Below are 17,706 nucleotides of genomic sequence, written 5' to 3'. Positions count from 1 at the left end.
CGGCTAGCCCTTGCGTATCGCCGCTAGGTGCAGCGAGAACTCCGCCGTCTCCATCAACGCCTTGCAGCGGGCGAAGCGGCCGTCGGCATAGGCGCGGAAATCGTCGACCGGATTGTTGTTGGCGAGCTGGATCAGCCCCCACAGCGTCCACAGAAGGTCGCACATCGCCTTGTAGATGACGACGCGGCCGCGCTCGGCGGGCTTCGGCGCGCGGCCGAAATAGGCGAGCATCAATTCCTCGTCCTGCGCGGCGTCGAACTTGCCTTCGACGGAGAGATCGCCGAGGTCCCAGAGCGGATCGTTCATGCCCGAATATTCCCAGTCGACGATCCACATCCTGTCGCCGGTATCGAGAAAATTCTCGCACAGCGGATCGCAGTGGCAGGCGACAATTGGAATGGGGTGGGTTGCAAGCGCCGCGCGCACGCTGTCGGCCTCGCGCACCACGTCGTGATAGCCGGCGGGCAGCGCCACATTCTTGGTCGACAGCACCTTGAGATAGTCGTCGATCATCGCAAACAGCTCGAAGCGGAAGGGAAACACCGCGCCGGATGAATGCAGCTTGCGGAAGGCCTCGCCGGCGCGTGCCGGGCTGCCGGCCCTCGTCTTGAACTTCTCCGGCGACATCGTTTCGGCGCCGGCGACGTAACGGCTCACCAGCACGCCCGTCCCGGCGTCGGCATGCAGCAACTCGGGGCTGACCCCGGCCTTGGCCGCCTCGCGCGCCGCCACCGCCTCATTGGCGCGGTTGATATACTCCTCGGTGCCCTTGCCGGGGATGCGCAGGCAAAGATCGCCGGCCCTGTAGACGAGATTGGTCAGGCCGCCGAGCCGTTCCAGCGGTCCCTGATAGCCCGCCAGCACCGGAATCGCGGCCAATGCCGCGCGTGCCTCGTCCGTCATTATGCCCCCGTGTTTACCTTCTCACCTTGTTTATGGAGGAACGGTTCCACAATTTTCGCCATTTGGCTATCATCCGATCAAAGTCGACTCGATCAGGCGGCGGCAACAGAAAGATGGCAGACAGCAAGCATCTTGGACCGCTCACCGCGGCCTACGCGGCGAAGCGGCCGGAAGAGGTGGCAGCGCTTTACGACCGCTGGTCCGAGACCTACGACGCCGACATGTCGGCGGCCGGTTACCGCCATCCGACGATCTGTCTGGCGCTGATCGCCCGCCATCTGCCGCGCGGCGCCGCGCCGCTGCTGGATGCCGGCGCCGGCACCGGCCTGATCGGCGAATGGCTCGCCATCACCGGCTATCCCAAGGTCGAGGCGCTCGATATTTCGCAAGGCATGCTGGACAAGGCTGCCGCCAAAGGCGTCTACACGGCGCTTCACTGCCTGGCGATGGGTGGGCCATTGCCCTTCGCGGACAATGCCTATGCCGGCATCGTCTCGGCAGGCGTCTTCACTTCAGGCCATGTCGGCGCCGAGGGTCTGGACGAGTTGATCCGCATCTGCCGGCCGGGCGGGGTGATCGTGCTCACGGTCAAGAACACGCTGTGGGAGGCCGGCTTTGCTGAGCGCGTCGCCGCGCTCGAGGCAGGGCGCACGGTCGTCCGCGTCGAAGAGACCGCGCCCTATGTCTCAATGCCCGGCGAGGCCGACACCGTGCCCAGCCGCGGCCTGGTCCTGCGCGTGATCTGAGGCCCTAGGCTTTGATTTTTTCCCCGGCCGGATCGTACATCGGCTCGAGATGGATCTTTGCCGGCGTCCGCTCCATCGCCACCACCAGCTCATAGTCGCCGGAAGCGAGAAAATCGTCGCCGACGCCGGCCGCGTTGCGCACATAGCCGTAGCCGATGTTCTTGCCCAGCGTGTAGCCATAGCCGCCGCTGGTGAGGTAGCCGACCGGCTCGCCATTGCGCAGGATGGTCTCGCGTCCGACCAGCACGATCGCGGGGTCGTCGACAGTAAAGCCGGCAAAGCGTTTCTTCAGCGCCTCGCCGGCGGCGTTCTCGAGTGCCCTTCGGCCGACGAAGTCGGTGTTCTTGCGAAGCTTCACCGCCCAGCCGAGGCCAGCCTCCTGCGGCGTGTCGTTGGGCGTGATGTCGGAACCCCAGGCGCGGTAGCCTTTCTCCAGCCGCAGCGATTCCAGCGCCCGGTAGCCGATCGGGCGGATGCCGTGCGCCTCGCCCGCCGTCATCAGCGCGTCGAACACCTCGCCGGTCGCCGCGATCGGCACATGCAGTTCCCAGCCGAGCTCGCCGACATAGGTGACGCGCAGCGCCTTCACCGTATGGCCGGCGATCTGGATCTCGCGCGCATGGCCGAACGGGAAGGCGGTGTTGGAGACATCCGCGTCCGTCACTGCCGACAGCACGTCGCGGGCGCGCGGCCCCATCAGCGTCAGCGTGCCGAAATCCTCCGTGACATCATTCAGCGCCACGTCGAGCCCCTTGCCGACATGGTCCTCGATCCACGACAGATCGTGCGTGCGGAAGCCGGTGCCGGTGACGATGTAGAACCTGTCCTCGCCGAGCCGCGACACGGTCAGGTCAGCTTCGATGCCGCCGCGCGTGTTGAGAAGCTGCGTATAGGTCAGCCGGCCGACCGGCTTGTTGACGTCGTTGGCGCAGATCCAGTCGAGCGCTTTCAAGGCATCCGCGCCGGTCATCTCGTATTTGGCGAAGGACGACTGATCGAAGATGCCGACCTTCTCGCGCACATGCCGATGTTCCTCGCCGACTGCCTGGAACCAGTTCTGCCGGCCCATCGAATAGACGTCCTCGGGCTCTACGCCGTCGGGCGCGAACCAGTTCGGCCGCTCCCAGCCGAGCTTCGAGCCGAACACGGCGCGGTGCCCGCCCAGCCGTTCATAGAGCGGCGACACGATACGCGGCCGGCCGGAGAGATATTCCTCATGCGGGAAGCCGATCGTGTAGTGCTTGCCATAGGCCTCCAGCGTGCGGTCGCAGACCCATTGCCGGTCGCGATGCAGGTTGGAAAAACGCCTGATGTCGACCACCCAGAGGTCGAGCGGCGCCTCGCCGTCGACCACCCATTGCGCCAGTACCCAGCCGGCGCCGCCGCCAGACGCGATGCCGAAGGCGTTGAAGCCGGCGCCGACGAACATGTTGGCGCATTCGGGTGCCACGCCGAGGATGAAATTGCCGTCCGGCGTAAAACTTTCCGGCCCGTTGATCATCTGCTTGACGCCGACGGTTTCCAAGGCTGGAACTCGCGCGATCGCCTGCGCCATGTGCTGCTCGAAATGATCGTAGTCGTCGTCGAACAGCCGGAATTCCCAGTCGTTGGGAACGTCGCCCGTCGTCCAGGCTTGCGGGTTCGGCTCATAGCCGCCCATCACCAGCCCGCCGACCTCTTCTTTGAAATAGGTGCGGCGGTCGGGGTCGCGGATCGTCGGCGCGTCGGTCGCCAGCCCGTCGATCTTCTCGGTGATGATGTACTGGTGCTTGACCGGCTGCAGCGGCACGTTGATGCCGGCCATCGCGCCGACCTGGCGGGCCCATTGCCCGGCGCAGTTCACCACCTTGTCGCAGGCGATGTCGCCCTTGTCGGTCTTCACCGCGGTGATGCGGCCGTCCTTCATCGCGAAGCCGGTGACGCGCACCTCCTCGAACAGTTTGGCGCCATGCATGCGCGCGCCCTTGGCCAGCGACTGGGTGATGTCGGAGGGGCTCGCCTGGCCGTCGGTCGGCAGCCAGGAGGCGCCGACGAGGTCGCCGGTCTCCATCAGCGGCCACATCTTTTTCACCTCGTCCGGCGACAGCAATTGCATATCCATGCCGAAGCTTTTCGCCGTCGTCGCCAGCCGCCTGAACTCGGTCCAGCGGTCGGCATTGGTGGCCAGCCTGAGGCACCCGGTCATCTTCCAGCCGGTGGCGAGCCCGGTCTCTGCCTCCAGCCCCTTGTAGAGCTCGACGGAGTATTTCAGCACGCGCGTGATCGAGGCCGACGAACGCAGCTGGCCGACCAGCCCGGCCGCGTGCCAGGTCGAGCCCGAGGTCAGCTTGCCCTGCTCCAGGAGCACGACATCGGCCTTGTGGTCGCGCGCCAGATGATAGGCCGTCGAGCAGCCGATGATGCCGCCGCCGATGACGACGATCCCGGCCTGGCTGGGCAAGGTCATGGGCTCAGCCTTCCGTATTTGGTTTGGTAGTGGTCCAGCGCCGCGTCGAGCCGCGTCAGGTTCTCCTCGGTGTAGGCGACGTAGTCGATGCCGGGCGCGTCGAGATAGAGTTCGGAGACCATGCTCCACATCGCCTCGCGCAGCAGCGAGGCGCATTGCATCGCCGCATGCGAGCGGCGGATGGCATCGTCGGGCTCCTTCATGAAATAGGCGGTGAGCAGGGCGAAGGATTCCTCGTCGCTCAGGCCGGCGTTGGAGGCCGAGCCGGCAAGGTCGAACATCGCCGTGTTGAAGCCCGCATATTCGAAGTCGATCAGCCACAGCCTGTTGCCGTCGTCGAGAATATTGGCCGGCAAAAGATCGTTGTGGCCGAAGACGATCGGCAGCAGTTTTTGCGCGCGTTCCAGTTCATCGGCGAGCGTCAGGTAGCGGGGCAATTCGTCCCGCTTGCGGCTGCCGCCTTCATCCAGCGTGCGCGCATAGTCGCGGATGACGTGGAACACCCAGAACATGAAACCGGCGCCGGAGACGTGATTGGGCATTTCGCGGTGGAAGCCGCGCATCAGGGCGGCGACGCGGCCGATGTTGGCGCGCACGTCCTCGGCGGTATAGGTCCTGGCGCCGAGATACTGCGTCACCATGATGCCCGGCTCGGCATAGCGGACGGCCGGCGCGAAGCCCGCGGCATGCGCCGCGCGCGAGGTCATCACCTCGCGCTCGCGAAAGACGTGGTGGAACGGAAAATCCTGGCCGAAGCGCACCACATGCCGTCCGGCCGCGTCCTGGACCAGGTAGTTGGCGTTGCTCAGGCCGCCCGGCAGCGGCTCAATCTCGATCGTGCCGGTCCAGCAGGGCAGGGCGCGGATGCGGTCTTCGACGGTCACGGTCTATCCCTGGTTAGGCTGAGCTTCGACAAAGCGCCACGGACAGGGCGGCGACGGCGGAGGGGAGTGGGAAAATCTCGTCGGTGCGGGACGCCAGGACCGGTATCCCGCACCGCACCGACGAGCCCCTTGGCCAGGTTTGTGATCCCGGCATCCGCCCCCGCGGATCTGAAAATTCCTTGCACCAGGCCCGTTCCGGGCGATCTGGTCCGTGAATTGCGGCTCCGCCATCACCTTCCCGTGGCGCTTTCGAGCCTGTCACCTTTCTTCGATCTCACGCCAGTGTTGGTCGGCTGTCAATCAAAAGCCGTGACTTTTTTTGGGTGTTTTGCCCGAAAGTATAAGCGCTTCCTTTAAAAACGGCAGGATTGCCTTAGAATCGGTCAAAATCCTGGAAGCCCGTATGATCCATTCGAAACGGCATGGCGAGATTTTGCGGCTCCTCAACGAGGAGGGCACCATCACCATCGCCAGCCTGGCCGACCGGCTGGGAGTCTCGCTGGAGACCGTGCGCCGCGACGTCAAGCCGCTCACCAATGACGGCTCGATCCTGAAGATGCACGGCGCCGTCAGTCTGCCGGCAATGGCGGGCGAAGCGCCGTTCGAGCGGCGCATGCGCGAGAATGCAGACGCCAAGCGCGCCATCGCCCGCATGGTCGCAGCCACCATCCGCGACGGCGAGTCGGTCATGCTCGATACCGGCACGACCACCTCGTTCCTCGCCCGCGAGTTGCTCGGCCACCGGCGGCTCACCGTCGTCACCAATTCGTCGGACATCGCCCGCACGCTCGCCACCGTCAACGGCAACAAGGTCTACATGGCCGGCGGCGAGTTGCGCAGCGATTCCGGCGCCGCCTTCGGCGTCTCGGCCATCGACTTCGTCAGCCGCTTCTCCGTCAGCCACGCGGTGATCTCCATCGGCGCGGTCGACGCCATTGCCGGCCTGATGGACTACGATCTGGAAGAGGCGGAGTTCGCCCGCATGGTGCTGTCGCGCGGCCAGCGCTCTGTGGTGGTCACCGATCAAAGCAAGTTCGGCCGCCAGGGTCTGGTCCGGGTCTGCGGCTTCGACGGCTTTTCCGAACTCGCCACCGACCTGCCGCCGCCGCGCGACATCGCCGCCGCGCTCGCCGCGGCCGGCGGGCGGATCAGCATAGCCGGTGGCGACGACAGCTAAGACCGGGACAGCGATGTTGTGGGCCGCCAAGTGGCCCGCTTTCCTTCCGCCCTGCGCCAGTGTTTAGTCCCGCCATGGCTTTCACCATCCGCCAGCTGCAGTTCTTCGTCGCCGTCGCCGAGCAGGGCACCGTGTCCGGCGCCGCTCAGAACCTCTCCATCTCCCAATCCTCGGTCACCGAGGCGATCAAGGAACTGGAAAGCGACCTCGGCGTCGAACTGTTCGAGCGCCATCCGCGCGGCCTCAACATCACCCACAAAGGCCACCAGTTCCTGCGCCACGCGACCAAGATCCTCGCCGATGTGTCGGACGCCCGCCGCGCCTTCTTCGGCGACCAATTGGTGGCCGGCGGCCGCCTCCAGCTCGGCGTCACCTCGCTGGTCGCCGGCTATGTGCTGTCCGATCTTCTCGCCCGCTACCGTCGTGCCTATCCCGGTGTCGAGGTCTCGGCCATCGAGGACAATGGCGACTATCTCGAGCACCTTTTGATCGGCGGCAAGCTCGATATCGCCGTCATGGTCACCTCGAACCTGCGCGACCGCACCGCGCTGCAGTCGGAAATCCTCGAGGTCTCGGCCTATCGCCTGTGGGTGCCGCTCAGCCACAAACTCGCCAGCGCCGACATCATCGATCTCAGCGACATCGTGTCGGAGCCGCTGATCATGCTGACCGTCGACGAGATCGAGGAGAACACCGGCAAGCTGCTCGCGGCGCTCGGCGCCAGGCCGCATGTCGCCTTCCGCACCCGCTCGGTCGAGGCGGTGCGCAGCCTCGTCGCCACCGGCGCCGGCGTGGCGCTGTTGCCCGACCTCGTCTACCGGCCATGGTCGCTGGAAGGCGACCGCATCGAATCGCGCGATATTTCCGGCGCCTTGCCGGTGGTCCAGGTCGGCATGGTCTGGCGCCGCGGCTCCAGCCTGCCGCAGGCCGCGCGCGACTTCATCGGCCTTGCCCAGTCGCAGCGTATGGTCCGCCAGCGCCCCTGACAAGCTCGCGCATTTATCTATCGGAAAAACCGATATCGGCTTTCTGATAAATGAATTTGCGAAACCGGGAATTTCGCAGCAACCTCCGGTTAGGGAACCAAAGCCGCCGCAGAGTGCGGCCCCTTGGAGCGCCGCCCATTTTCCTGGTCGGTGGACGCTTCAATGTTTTGAGGGTGAGCATGATCTTATCGGAGACATGCGCCAAAATGGGAGATCGATGATGAATTCATTCCTGAAGTCGTGCACTGCATTGACGGTCGCGCTGACCTTCTCCGGCCAGGCCGTCGCCCAGGTCAAGGAGCTCGGCAAGGGCGAGGGCGAGGTCAACATCGTCGCCTGGCCGGGCTACATCGAGCGCGGCGAAACCGACAAGGGCTATGACTGGGTCACCTCCTTCGAGAAGGAGAGCGGCTGCAAGGTCAACGTCAAGACCGCCAACACGTCGGACGAGATGGTCTCGTTGATGAACGAGGGCGGCTTCGACCTCGTCACCGCGTCGGGCGATGCTTCGTTGCGCCTCGTCGCCGGCAAGCGCGTGCAGCCGATCAACACCGATCTCGTGCCGAGCTGGAAGAGCGTCGACGACCGGCTGAAGGACGCCCCCTGGTTCACGGTCGACAAGGTGCACTACGGCGTTCCCTATCAGTGGGGCCCGAACGTGCTGATGTACAACACCGACGTTTTCAAGGAAGCGCCCAAGAGCTGGAACGTCGTCTTCGAGGAGATGAACCTGCCCGACGGCAAGTCGAACAAGGGCCGCGTCCAGGCCTATGACGGTCCGATCCACATCGCCGACGCCGCCAACTACCTGATGTTCCACAAGCCGGAGCTCGGCATCAAGGATCCCTACGAGCTGACCGAGGACCAGTACAAGGCGGCGCTCGACCTGCTGCGCGTCCAGCGCACGCTGGTCGGCCGCTACTGGCACGATGCCGCGATCCAGGTCGACGATTTCCAGAACGAGGGCGTCGTCGCCTCGGGCTCGTGGCCGTACCAGGTCAACACGCTGGTCGCCGCCAAGAAGCCGGTCTCCTCGACCGTGCCGGAGGAAGGCGTCACCGGCTGGGCCGACACCACCATGATGGAGGCCGACGCCGCCCATCCGAACTGCGCCTATATGTGGCTCGAGCACTCGCTGTCGCCCAAGGTCCAGGGCGATGTCTCGGCCTGGTTCGGCTCGCTGCCGGTGGTGCCCGCCGCCTGCAAGGGCAATGAACTGCTCGGCGACGAAGGCTGCAAGACCAACGGCTACGACAATTTCGACAAGATCAAGTTCTGGAAGACGCCGGTGTCGAAATGCGCCAGCGAGAACAACCAGTGCGTCCCCTATTACCGCTGGGTGTCTGACTATATCGGCGTCATCGGCGGACGGTGATGCTTTACCCTCCCCCTTGTGGGGAGGGTAAACGCGCAGCGTCGGGGTGGCGGTCCGTGCCAGCCACCCCCACCCGCGGCTTCGCCGCGACCTTCCCCATGGAGGGGGAGGTGAAGCAGCGCGCTATCGCGATCCGACAGAACCAAACCGGCAACTGACTGACAGCCCATGACCTCGGCCGTATCCTTTCAAAAAGTCTCTCGCCATTTCGGCAGCGTTCGCGCCGTCGACGCCGTCGATCTCGACATCGCGCCCGGCGAGTTCTTCGCCATGCTCGGCCCGTCGGGCTCCGGCAAGACCACCTGCCTGCGCCTGATCGCCGGCTTCGAGCAGCCGACCTCGGGCTCGATCTCCATTTTCGGCGAGCGCGCCGAGGGCGTCCCGCCCTACCGCCGCAACGTCAACACCGTCTTCCAGGACTACGCGCTCTTTCCGCATCTGAACGTCCTCGACAACGTCGCCTACGGGCTGATGGTCAAGGGCGTCGGCAAGCCGGAGCGCCATAAGGCGGCGGAAGAGGCGCTGTCGCTGGTAAGGCTTCCGGGCTATGGCGCCCGCCGTCCCGGCCAGCTCTCCGGCGGCCAGCGCCAGCGCGTCGCGCTCGCCCGCGCGCTCGTCAACCAGCCCAAGGTGCTCCTGCTCGACGAACCGCTCGGCGCGCTCGACCTCAAGCTGCGCGAGAACATGCAGGAGGAGTTGAAGTCGCTGCAGAAGGCGCTCGGCATCACCTTCGTCTTCGTCACCCACGACCAGGGCGAGGCGCTGTCGATGGCCGACCGCGTCGCCGTCTTCAACGACGGCAGGATCATGCAGATCGGCACGCCTGAAGACATCTACCAGCGCCCGAGGACACGCTTCGTCGCCGACTTCGTCGGCTCGTCCAACGTGCTGCCGCCGGATTTCGTCCAGCGCTATTGCGGCCAGCATCGCTGGGGCAGTCTGCGCCCCGAATCCATCCGCATAGGCCGCGCAGCGAAAGGCGATGGCGTTACCGCGCGCCTGGTCGGGACGAATTATCTCGGCGCCACCACGAGACTGGCGCTCGATGTCGACGGCTTGAGGCTGCACGCCATCGTACCGGCCGTCACAAAACTGCCGGCGGAAGGCGAAGCGGTGGCGCTGACGTTCAATCGCGAGCACCTGCATCTGATGGATGAGCCGGCATGATTGAGGTCTGCGCGAAGCACCCCCCTCTGTCCTGCCGGACATCTCCCCCGCACGGGGGGAGATTTGCTATCGCCACCGGCTTCGCCAATTTGCAACGCGTCAGAACCGGCAGGACAGACAAGCTGCTGATCTCCCCCCTTGCGGGGGAGATGTCCGGCAGGACAGAGGGGGGTGGGCGGGAACTCAACCTCTCAATTAGTCAACAACAAGCGGTGGCCCCATGACCATCGCCGCCCTCAACTCCAACCCCGCCGCGCCTGCCATCCTGCCGGGCAGCGGCGGCCTGCGCGGCGCGCTCTCCGACCTGTTCTGGCGCCGGCCGAAGCTGTTGCTGCTCCTCATGCTGCTGCCGCCGGTGCTGTGGCTCGGCATCGTCTATATCGGCTCGCTGTTCGCCCTGCTGGCGCAGAGTTTTTTCTCCATCGACGAGTTCTCGGGCCTCATCAACCGCGAGTTCACGCTCAAGACCTATGGCGACCTGCTCCAGGCCGCCAATCTCGACATCATCCTGCGCACGGTGACGATGGCCGCGCTCGTCACGCTGGCCTCGGCGATCATCGCCTTCCCCATCGCCTACTACGCGGCGCGCTACGCGCGCGGCCGCTGGAAGGCGCTGTTCTATCTTGGCGTCATGCTGCCGCTGTGGTCGAGCTACCTGGTCAAGGTCTATGCCTGGAAGCTCATCCTCGCCAAGGAGGGCATCCTCACCTGGCTGCTCGGCAAGCTGAACCTTCTGTGGCTGCTCGACGCCTGGCTGTCGCTGCCGATCGTCGGCGGCAACTCGCTGTCGGTGTCCTTCACCGGCACCTTCATCGCCTTCGTCTATGTCTGGCTGCCGTTCATGATCCTGCCCGTCCAGGCGGCGCTCGAGCGCGTGCCGGGCAATCTGGTCGAGGCCTCGTCCGATCTCGGCGCCTCGCCCGGCCAGACCTTCCGCAACGTGCTGTTCCCGCTGGCGCTGCCCGGCATCGTCGCCGGCTCGATCTTCACCTTCTCGCTGACACTGGGCGACTACATCATCCCGCAGATCATCGGCACCTCGCGCCTGTTCATCGGCCAGGCCGTCTATTCGCAGCAGGGCACGGCCGGTAACATCCCGCTCGCCGCCGCCTTCACCGTGGTGCCCATCGTCATCATGGGCTTCTACCTCTGGGGCGCCAAGCGCATGGGGGCCTTCGATGCGCTCTGACGGCTCGCCTTCCGCCCCGCTCGGCCTGAAGATCGCCGCCGCCTGCGGCCTGCTCTTCCTGCACCTGCCGATCCTGCTGATCTTCGTCTACGCCTTCACGACGGAGGAAAAGAGCTTCGTCTGGCCGCCGCCGGGGCTGACCACGCAATGGTTCGCCGTCACCTGGAACCGGCCGGATGTGTGGGAGGCGCTGTCGCTGTCGATCCGCGTCGCCGCCATCTCGACGGCGATCGCGCTGGTGCTCGGCACGCTGTGCGCCGCCGCCGTCTCGCGCACGCGCTTCTTCGGCCGCGAGACCATCTCTTTGCTGGTCATCCTGCCGATCGCGCTGCCCGGCATCATCACCGGCATCGCGCTGCGCTCGGCCTTCGCGCTGGCCGACATCCCCTTCTCGTTCTGGACGATCGTGCTCGGCCACGCCACCTTCTGCGTCGTCGTCGTCTACAACAATGCCGTCGCCCGCTTCCGCCGCACCTCCGGCTCGATGATCGAGGCCTCGATGGATCTCGGCGCCGACGGCTTCCAGACCTTCAGGCATGTCGTGCTGCCCAACATCGCCACCGCGCTGCTTGCAGGCGGCATGCTCGCCTTCGCGCTGTCCTTCGACGAGGTCATCGTCACCACCTTCACCGCTGGCCAGCAGCAGACCGTGCCGATCTGGATGCTCGAGGAACTGATCCGCCCGCGCCAGCGTCCGGTCACCAATGTCGTGGCCATGGTCGTGGTTCTGGTGACGCTGCTGCCGATCCTCTTTGCCTATTACCTGACCCGCGACGGCGACCAGATCGCTGGTTCGGGCAAATGAAGAACAGCGAATAGGGAATAGCCAATAGCGAATAAGGGAAAAGTCGACCGCCAACCCTATTCGCTACTCGCTATTCGCTACTCGCTCCTGATCAAGGAGAAATCTTATGGACACCCAGATGCTGATCGGCTCGACCTTCGAGAAGGGCACCGAGACCGAGGAGCCGATCCTCAATCCAAAGACCGGGGCGACCATTCTCAGCCTGCCTGAAGCCAGCCCGGCGCAGATCGAGGCTGCTGTCAGTGCCGCCGAACAAGCGTTCGTCAGTTGGTCGCGCACCACGCCGGCGCAGCGCTCCGGCTATCTGCTGAAGATCGCCGACCGCATCGAGGCCGAGGCCAAGGAGTTTGCAGCACTGGAGGCGCTGAACTGCGGCAAGCCGATCAACTCCGTGCTCAATGACGAGATCCCGGCGATCGTCGACTGCTACCGCTTCTTTGCCGGCGCCGTCCGTTCGATGCCCGGCCAGGTCGCCGGTGAATACCTGCCCGGCCACACCTCGATGGTCCGGCGCGACCCGATCGGCATCGTCGCCTCGATCGCGCCGTGGAACTATCCGCTGATGATGATGGCCTGGAAACTGGCGCCGGCGATCGGCGGCGGCAACACCGTCGTCTTCAAGCCGTCCGAGCAGACGCCGCTGACGGCGCTGAAGCTGGCCAGGATCCTGGCCGAGATCCTGCCGGAAGGTGTCGTCAATGTCGTGCTCGGCCGTGGCGAAAGCGTCGGCAACGCGCTGATCAACCATGCCAAGGTCAACATGATCTCGATTACCGGCGATGTCGCCACCGGCAAGAAGGTGCTGCAGGCGGCCGCCAAGTCGGTCAAGCGCACGCATCTCGAGCTCGGCGGCAAGGCGCCGGTCATCGTCTTCGACGACGCCGATCTCGGCGCCGTGGTCAGCGGCCTGCGCGCCTTCGGCTACTACAATGCCGGCCAGGACTGCACCGCCGCCTGCCGCATCTACGCCGGCAAGAAGGTCTACGACAAGCTGGTCGCCGACCTCTCCTCCGCCGTCTCGACCATCAAGTACAACCGGCCGGACGACACCGAGAACGAGATCGGCCCGCTGATCTCGCGCCGGCAGCGCGACCGCGTGTCGAGCTTCGTCGAGCGCGCCTCGGAACTGAAGCACATCGAGATCACCACCGGCGGCAAGCCGGGCGAGGGCTCGGGCTTCTACTACCAGCCGACAGTCGTCGCCGGCGCGCTGCAGGAGGACGAGATCGTGCGCCGCGAGGTGTTCGGCCCGGTTGTCTCGGTCACGCGCTTCTCGGAGGTCGACGAAGCGGTGAACTGGGCGAACGACAGCGATTATGGGCTGGCCTCGTCGGTGTGGACCAGGGACGTGTCGCGCGCCATGGCGACGGCTGCCCGCCTGCAATATGGCTGCACCTGGATCAACACCCACTTCATGCTGACCAACGAGATGCCGCATGGCGGATTGAAGCAGTCCGGCTACGGCAAGGACATGTCGCTCTACGCGCTGGAGGACTACACCGCCGTCCGCCATGTCATGGTGGCCCACGGCTAGCGCCATTCGCAGGGAACCTACCATTCAAAACCAGGGAGGAAGAAGATGCATCGCCGCCAGTTTCTGACATCAGCAGCCATTGCCGCCACGCTCCTTGCCGTCGCGCCGGCCTTTGCCGACGACAGCGCGAAGTCGGTTATCGAAGCATACCTCGCCGCGTGGAACGCTCATGATTCCGCCAAGGCCGCGGGCTATTTCGCCGACGACGTCACCTACTACGACGCGTCGGTCGGCACGCCGGTCAAGGGCAAGGAAGCGGCCAAGACCGGCGTCATCGACAATTTCCTCAAGGCCGTCCCCGACGCCGTCTGGACGATGAAGGGCGCGCCTGTGATCGAGGGCGACCGCGCCTCCTTCGAATGGGAGTTTTCCGGCACCAACACCGGCCCCTGGGCCGACGGCACCGCCGCAACCGGCAAGAAGTTCTCCTTCACCGGGGCCTCGATGTTTTCACTCAAGGACGGCAAGATCGCAACCCAGAGCGACTATTACGATGCGCTCGGTTTCTACAAGCAGCTTGGCCTGATGTAGGTTGCGGCTTCGGGCAAAAAAGGATGGCGGCGGGACTGCCATCCTTAAAGTATTCAGTTCACCGGTTGTCATCCGTTAAGTCTGTTGAACTGCCGCCGCGTGGCGACGGTTGCCGATTTACTGAATATTCAACCTGTGCGAGCAGCTTCGCTGACGGGAAACCACGCAGCGAGGGGGTTCGCGCATGACTGTCTCGAAGATCAAGCTGACAATGATCGGCGGCTTCTGCCTGCTGGTCGCCTTCTTCTGTGCCAAGGACATCATCGCCAAGAGCGGCTGGCCGCAGGTGCCGGCCGAAATCACGGCGGTCACGGTCGAATGCCTGATGGAATCGACCCAGCACAGGATCGTCTACAAGACAGTCAGCAGCGCCTCGATCCCATGCGAATTGGTGGAAGCATTCAAGTCGGTCCATGCCGACAAGGAATGGACGGTGAAACAGAAATTCACCGGCATCTTGCGCGTCGGCGCCGGCGCGGACGCCGTCGAGGCGACCATGGACCTGAACAAGAGCGGAGGCCGTGAGCCGCAGGTTGGCGACAAGCTCGTGGTTGTTCAGAATCCCGCCAAGGCGACACAGATCGAGCGGGCCGGAATGACCGGCACGCGTGTCATGCTGGCCGCCGGCGCGGCGGCGCTCGGCGCCCTGCTCCTGTTCCTCGCGTTCAGGCGCCCGCGGCCGTCGTCCGCCAATGCCGCGGCCGCAGGCTTGCCGGGAGGCAATGCCGCCGAGCGCGCGCGCCAGGCGGACGCCATGATCGCTGCGGCGTTGGCCAAGCAGGCCACCCTGCCTAATCAGGGTCCGGCCGGCCGCCAGGCGGCAGCGGGGCTGGCCAGGGAGGCGCGCTTTTCGGGGCAGCGCAGCAGTTTCGGCCGCAAGAGCTGACGGCCGGACCAACGTCTGTCGCCCCGGAGCGGTTGCGGGCGACAGGCATGCCGATTGGGGCCGCCGCTATTCGACGATCCGGAAGATCTGCCAGACATTGGTGCCCGACACGACATAGGGCTCCAGCGCCTTGCCCCATTTGGCGTGCGCTTCGATCTTGCCGAGCTTGGCGAAGAACGCTTCCAGCTGGGCCAGGCTTTCGACCTGGTGATGCGACTCGATCCTCGATTCATGCGCGCCGATCGATCCGGTCATGATCTGGAAGTTCAGATCTGAGATGCCGACCTGCGAGCCGACGTCGCGTTCCCATTGCCGCATCATGTCGAGCACGGTCTGCTTGTGGCCGAACTTGGCGTCGATCTGCCATCTGGCGCTGAACATTGTCGTTCTCCTGCGAGTTTGCGGCCCAGCCGCTGTTGATCTGCTTGCTACTCGTCCCAGGCTTGCACCACGGTCTGTCGCGCGATCCTGCCGGCCTTGAGCTCCAGCATCGCCGCGCAGAACACCTTGGTGCCGTCGGGATAGGCGCAGGCCTGGGTGAAGGCGAGGTTGTCGCCATCGGCGATGGTGGTGTCGACCTTATGGGTCATCGCCCGGCTGCAGATGTCGTCCCAGAAGGTGGTGATCGCCGCGCGGCCGCGGATTTCGCGCGGCTTGCTCGGCGGATTGTTGCGGTCGATCACCCGCACCAGCGCGTCGTCGGTGTAGAAGCTCGCCAGCAGCTTGCCGTCACGGCCCTCGATTGCCTTCTTGATGGCAGCGCCGTCCACCAGTTGAGTCTTGGTCAACATTTTCTCCTCCATGGCCCGCCGTAAGGCGGGACGTTCGATTGATCGGGGGCGCTGCCCGGCTCAAGCGCCGGGCAGATGCATTCCTCACTGCGACTTCGCCTTGACGGCGGCGAATACGTCGTCGGTCTGCTTCTTGAAGGTGGCGAGATCGACCTGGCTGCCATTGAGCATCGTCGACCAGTGGCGCACGATGGCCGCCATCGCGATCGCCTCCTTGATCTCCTCGTCGCTCGCGCCGTTGAGCCTGGCCGCCTCGGTGTGGAAGTAGATGCAGTACTGGCAGGGGATCTGCGCCGCCACCGCAAGCCCCATCAGCTCCTTCGTCTTGCCGTCGAGAGCGGTGTTGGGATTGAGCTGCACGCCTTTGATCTCGGCCCAGGCGCCGGCGACCGCCACGTCAGGCAGCGTCTTGAACATGTCGGGCACTGAACCGAGCGTCGCCTGGATGTCTTTGTAGGCAGCGGTGGCCGAGGAATCTTCGGCTTTGGCGGGAGCAAGCGTGAAGATCGCGCCAACGCCTGCCGCGATCACCAGCGATTTGAGTGTCCGGTTCGACTTCTCCATCTCATCCTCCATTGGCAGGTGCTTCGCGGCGAAATCCGCCTGGCCTGCATGAAGAAAATCCTAGCGCTCTGCCGCGCCGCGCCGCTTCGCCCAAAAGCGCCATGGCTCTCATGGCCCGTCCGGGCCAGTGTGCCTGGCCGAAAACGCCGCCGCCGCCGCCCGCGACGGCAGGTCGAGCTTGAGCAGGATGTTGGCGACGTGACGCTTGACCGTGTGTTCGCTGAGGCTGAGCTCTGCGGCGATCGCAGCGTTGCTCTTTCCGTCGGCGATCAGGTTCACCACCTCGCTTTCCCGCGCCGTCAGCGTCGCCGGCTCGGCTGGCCTGGCCTTCGGCCGGCAGGCTGGTTCCAGATGCTGTTCCGAGGTCGCGTGCACCACCGGCAGCGGCTCGTCCAGCTCGTCGAGGCTGATGCGGCCGGCCTCAGTGAAATGCAGCCCCGAGCCGACGGTGAGGTCGGCAACCAGCCGCGAGGCAAGGATGCCGCCGCGCCCGGCATGGCTGGCGAGCTGCATGGTCACGCGCGCCGTGAGCCCGACCGGCTGGCCGCGCAGCTCGATCTCGCCGACATGCGCCCCTTGCGCGCTCGCCACGCCGATCTGCTGCGCCGCCTCGCGCAGCGCCGCCGCGCAGCGTATGGCGCGCCCCGGCCCGTCGAAGCGCGAGACCATCAACTCGCCATGCGTGCCGGCCGCACGCCCGCCATGGCGGCCGACCAGCAGCCGCCAGGTTTCCTGGAAGCGCTGGCTGCGCTCGCTCCACATGCGGTCGCCGAGCTTGGCGGTGTCGTAGATGCGCGTCACCAGCAGTGCGGCGAGCACGCGCTCGGTGTCGGCCACCGCCGGTTCCCCGGTCAGGAACTCCTCGATCAGGTCGGCCACGCGGTCGACGTCGCCGGTCCACACCGGATGGTCGCGCCCGGCTATCTCGACCAGCCGGGCGCCGGGGATCTTGCGGGCAAGGAAGCGGCTCGCCTCGGGGTCGACCCGCACATCGTTGCGGCGATGGATCAGGAGCGTCGGCGCGCTGATCGTGCTGAGGATGCCGCGCACGTCGACACCGGCATTCATGCGGGCCAGCGCGGCCGCCGCCGTCGGGCTCGCCGACAGCCGCTCGAAGCGCGCCCACCATTGCGAAAAATGCGGGTCGTCGATCCGGCCCGGCGCGAAATTGGGCAGCGTGGCGCCGGTCCCCCACGCCGTTTCCGCGGTCTCGATGAAGGCCTCGAGACGCTCTGGCGGCATCACCCATCTGTGGAAATTCGCATAGCCGCCATAAAGCACCAGCGACCGTGTCCGCTCCGGATAGGTGGCCGCGAACAGCATCGCCATCGGCGCCCCTTCCGAGGCGCCGAGGATCGCCGCGCGGCCACTGCCGGCGGCGTCCATCACCGCGCGCACGTCGTCCATGCGGGTCTCGAGGCTGGGCAGGTGGCGGCTGTCGACGCGGTCGGAGAGACCAGTGCCGCGCTTGTCGAACAGGATCAGCCGCGAGAAGGCCGAAAGCCGTTTCAGCAGACGGCTGTAGCCCTCATCCTCCCACTGCAGGTCGAGGTTGGATATGAAGCCCGGCACGAAGACGAGATCGAACGAGCCCTGGCCGACCACCTGATAGGCGATCCGCACATCGCCGCTACGGGCGTACCGGGTCTCGATCGGCCTCACGCAACACCCCGCCGGCCAGACGATTTCTTGTCGTCGACCATAGCAGAGCTATGCCGTCCG

17 protein-coding genes are annotated in these 17,706 nt (G+C 65.5%); 10 read left to right on the top strand and 7 right to left on the bottom strand.

What is annotated here, in order from left to right; all coding sequences use genetic code 11:
• Positions 1-3 precede the first annotated feature (3 nt).
• A complete protein-coding gene (locus EN846_RS01645) occupies positions 4-906 on the bottom strand; it encodes a phosphotransferase family protein (protein WP_127393071.1) in 903 nt (300 codons plus the stop codon).
• Between the two features lie 110 nt (positions 907-1,016).
• Between EN846_RS01645 and EN846_RS01640 the strand changes: the two genes are divergently transcribed.
• The gene (locus EN846_RS01640) at positions 1,017-1,649 is read left to right on the top strand and encodes a class I SAM-dependent methyltransferase (RefSeq protein ID WP_127393070.1); all 633 of its coding nucleotides are present in this window, start codon (positions 1,017-1,019) and stop codon (positions 1,647-1,649) included.
• A 4-nt stretch (positions 1,650-1,653) separates the two neighbouring features.
• Here EN846_RS01640 and EN846_RS01635 read toward each other — a convergent pair whose 3' ends face one another.
• Positions 1,654-4,095: an FAD-dependent oxidoreductase gene (locus EN846_RS01635; RefSeq protein ID WP_128346677.1), complete on the bottom strand. Its 2,442-nt coding sequence runs from the start codon at positions 4,093-4,095 to the stop codon at positions 1,654-1,656.
• The gene (locus tag EN846_RS01630; RefSeq protein ID WP_127282459.1) at positions 4,092-4,979 is read right to left on the bottom strand and encodes a phosphotransferase family protein; all 888 of its coding nucleotides are present in this window, start codon (positions 4,977-4,979) and stop codon (positions 4,092-4,094) included. Before EN846_RS01630 ends, EN846_RS01635 begins: the two co-directional genes overlap by 4 nt.
• A 403-nt stretch (positions 4,980-5,382) precedes the next feature.
• On the opposite strand from EN846_RS01630, the gene EN846_RS01625 reads away from it, so the two are divergent.
• From EN846_RS01625 to EN846_RS01585, 9 genes are all read left to right on the top strand, one after another.
• Positions 5,383-6,156 carry a DeoR/GlpR family DNA-binding transcription regulator gene (locus EN846_RS01625; RefSeq protein ID WP_127393327.1) on the top strand — a complete coding sequence of 258 codons (774 nt, stop codon included), beginning with the start codon at positions 5,383-5,385 and terminating at the stop codon, positions 6,154-6,156.
• A gap of 74 nt (positions 6,157-6,230) precedes the next feature.
• Entirely contained in the window at positions 6,231-7,142 is a 912-nt protein-coding gene (locus EN846_RS01620) for a LysR substrate-binding domain-containing protein (protein ID WP_127282457.1), read from the top strand.
• Between the two features lie 220 nt (positions 7,143-7,362).
• Positions 7,363-8,517: an ABC transporter substrate-binding protein gene (locus EN846_RS01615; RefSeq protein ID WP_127282456.1), complete on the top strand. Its 1,155-nt coding sequence runs from the start codon at positions 7,363-7,365 to the stop codon at positions 8,515-8,517.
• Positions 8,518-8,685: 168 nt separating this feature from the next.
• Entirely contained in the window at positions 8,686-9,684 is a 999-nt protein-coding gene (locus EN846_RS01610; protein WP_127393328.1) for an ABC transporter ATP-binding protein, read from the top strand.
• 220 nt (positions 9,685-9,904) lie between these two features.
• Complete coding sequence (locus tag EN846_RS01605) at positions 9,905-10,873, top strand: ABC transporter permease (RefSeq protein WP_127394280.1); 969 nt, start codon at positions 9,905-9,907, stop codon at positions 10,871-10,873.
• Positions 10,863-11,678: an ABC transporter permease gene (locus tag EN846_RS01600; RefSeq protein WP_127282453.1), complete on the top strand. Its 816-nt coding sequence runs from the start codon at positions 10,863-10,865 to the stop codon at positions 11,676-11,678. Before EN846_RS01605 ends, EN846_RS01600 begins: the two co-directional genes overlap by 11 nt.
• 106 nt (positions 11,679-11,784) lie before the next feature.
• Positions 11,785-13,212 (top strand): gamma-aminobutyraldehyde dehydrogenase, encoded by a 1,428-nt coding sequence (locus tag EN846_RS01595; protein ID WP_127309810.1) that lies wholly within the window; start codon positions 11,785-11,787, stop codon positions 13,210-13,212.
• 45 nt (positions 13,213-13,257) lie between these two features.
• Entirely contained in the window at positions 13,258-13,743 is a 486-nt protein-coding gene (locus EN846_RS01590) for a nuclear transport factor 2 family protein (protein WP_127282451.1), read from the top strand.
• Between the two features lie 184 nt (positions 13,744-13,927).
• Positions 13,928-14,629, top strand: coding sequence for a hypothetical protein (locus EN846_RS01585; RefSeq protein ID WP_127393762.1), 702 nt, complete (start codon positions 13,928-13,930; stop codon positions 14,627-14,629).
• Between the two features lie 66 nt (positions 14,630-14,695).
• On the opposite strand, the gene EN846_RS01580 is transcribed toward EN846_RS01585, so the two are convergent.
• The 4 genes from EN846_RS01580 to EN846_RS01565 all read right to left on the bottom strand — a co-directional run bounded on the left by EN846_RS01580 (position 14,696) and on the right by EN846_RS01565 (position 17,646).
• The gene (locus EN846_RS01580; protein WP_127282449.1) at positions 14,696-15,010 is read right to left on the bottom strand and encodes a hypothetical protein; all 315 of its coding nucleotides are present in this window, start codon (positions 15,008-15,010) and stop codon (positions 14,696-14,698) included.
• Positions 15,011-15,057: 47 nt separating this feature from the next.
• Complete coding sequence (locus tag EN846_RS01575; RefSeq protein ID WP_127282448.1) at positions 15,058-15,420, bottom strand: nuclear transport factor 2 family protein; 363 nt, start codon at positions 15,418-15,420, stop codon at positions 15,058-15,060.
• 84 nt (positions 15,421-15,504) lie between these two features.
• Positions 15,505-15,984 (bottom strand): carboxymuconolactone decarboxylase family protein, encoded by a 480-nt coding sequence (locus tag EN846_RS01570; RefSeq protein WP_127309814.1) that lies wholly within the window; start codon positions 15,982-15,984, stop codon positions 15,505-15,507.
• A 108-nt stretch (positions 15,985-16,092) separates the two neighbouring features.
• Entirely contained in the window at positions 16,093-17,646 is a 1,554-nt protein-coding gene (locus EN846_RS01565; protein WP_128346250.1) for an alpha/beta fold hydrolase, read from the bottom strand.
• Positions 17,647-17,706 lie beyond the last annotated feature (60 nt).

Source organism: Mesorhizobium sp. M4B.F.Ca.ET.203.01.1.1, from assembly GCF_004791025.1.
GTDB classification, from domain to species: domain Bacteria; phylum Pseudomonadota; class Alphaproteobacteria; order Rhizobiales; family Rhizobiaceae; genus Mesorhizobium; species Mesorhizobium abyssinicae.
This window is presented reverse-complemented; position numbering and strand designations above follow the sequence as displayed.

Excerpts from the sequence above, each read along its gene's own strand:
- EN846_RS01640 (WP_127393070.1), top strand. The coding sequence starts at position 1,017 with ATGGCAGACAGCAAGCATCTTGGACCGCTCACCGCGGCCTACGCGGCG.
- EN846_RS01635 (WP_128346677.1), bottom strand. The coding sequence starts at position 4,095 with ATGACCTTGCCCAGCCAGGCCGGGATCGTCGTCATCGGCGGCGGCATC.
- EN846_RS01625 (WP_127393327.1), top strand. The coding sequence starts at position 5,383 with ATGATCCATTCGAAACGGCATGGCGAGATTTTGCGGCTCCTCAACGAG.
- EN846_RS01620 (WP_127282457.1), top strand. The coding sequence starts at position 6,231 with ATGGCTTTCACCATCCGCCAGCTGCAGTTCTTCGTCGCCGTCGCCGAG.
- EN846_RS01615 (WP_127282456.1), top strand. The coding sequence starts at position 7,363 with ATGAATTCATTCCTGAAGTCGTGCACTGCATTGACGGTCGCGCTGACC.
- EN846_RS01610 (WP_127393328.1), top strand. The coding sequence starts at position 8,686 with ATGACCTCGGCCGTATCCTTTCAAAAAGTCTCTCGCCATTTCGGCAGC.
- EN846_RS01605 (WP_127394280.1), top strand. The coding sequence starts at position 9,905 with ATGACCATCGCCGCCCTCAACTCCAACCCCGCCGCGCCTGCCATCCTG.
- EN846_RS01600 (WP_127282453.1), top strand. The coding sequence starts at position 10,863 with ATGCGCTCTGACGGCTCGCCTTCCGCCCCGCTCGGCCTGAAGATCGCC.
- EN846_RS01595 (WP_127309810.1), top strand. The coding sequence starts at position 11,785 with ATGGACACCCAGATGCTGATCGGCTCGACCTTCGAGAAGGGCACCGAG.
- EN846_RS01590 (WP_127282451.1), top strand. The coding sequence starts at position 13,258 with ATGCATCGCCGCCAGTTTCTGACATCAGCAGCCATTGCCGCCACGCTC.
- EN846_RS01585 (WP_127393762.1), top strand. The coding sequence starts at position 13,928 with ATGACTGTCTCGAAGATCAAGCTGACAATGATCGGCGGCTTCTGCCTG.
- EN846_RS01580 (WP_127282449.1), bottom strand. The coding sequence starts at position 15,010 with ATGTTCAGCGCCAGATGGCAGATCGACGCCAAGTTCGGCCACAAGCAG.
- EN846_RS01575 (WP_127282448.1), bottom strand. The coding sequence starts at position 15,420 with ATGTTGACCAAGACTCAACTGGTGGACGGCGCTGCCATCAAGAAGGCA.
- EN846_RS01570 (WP_127309814.1), bottom strand. The coding sequence starts at position 15,984 with ATGGAGAAGTCGAACCGGACACTCAAATCGCTGGTGATCGCGGCAGGC.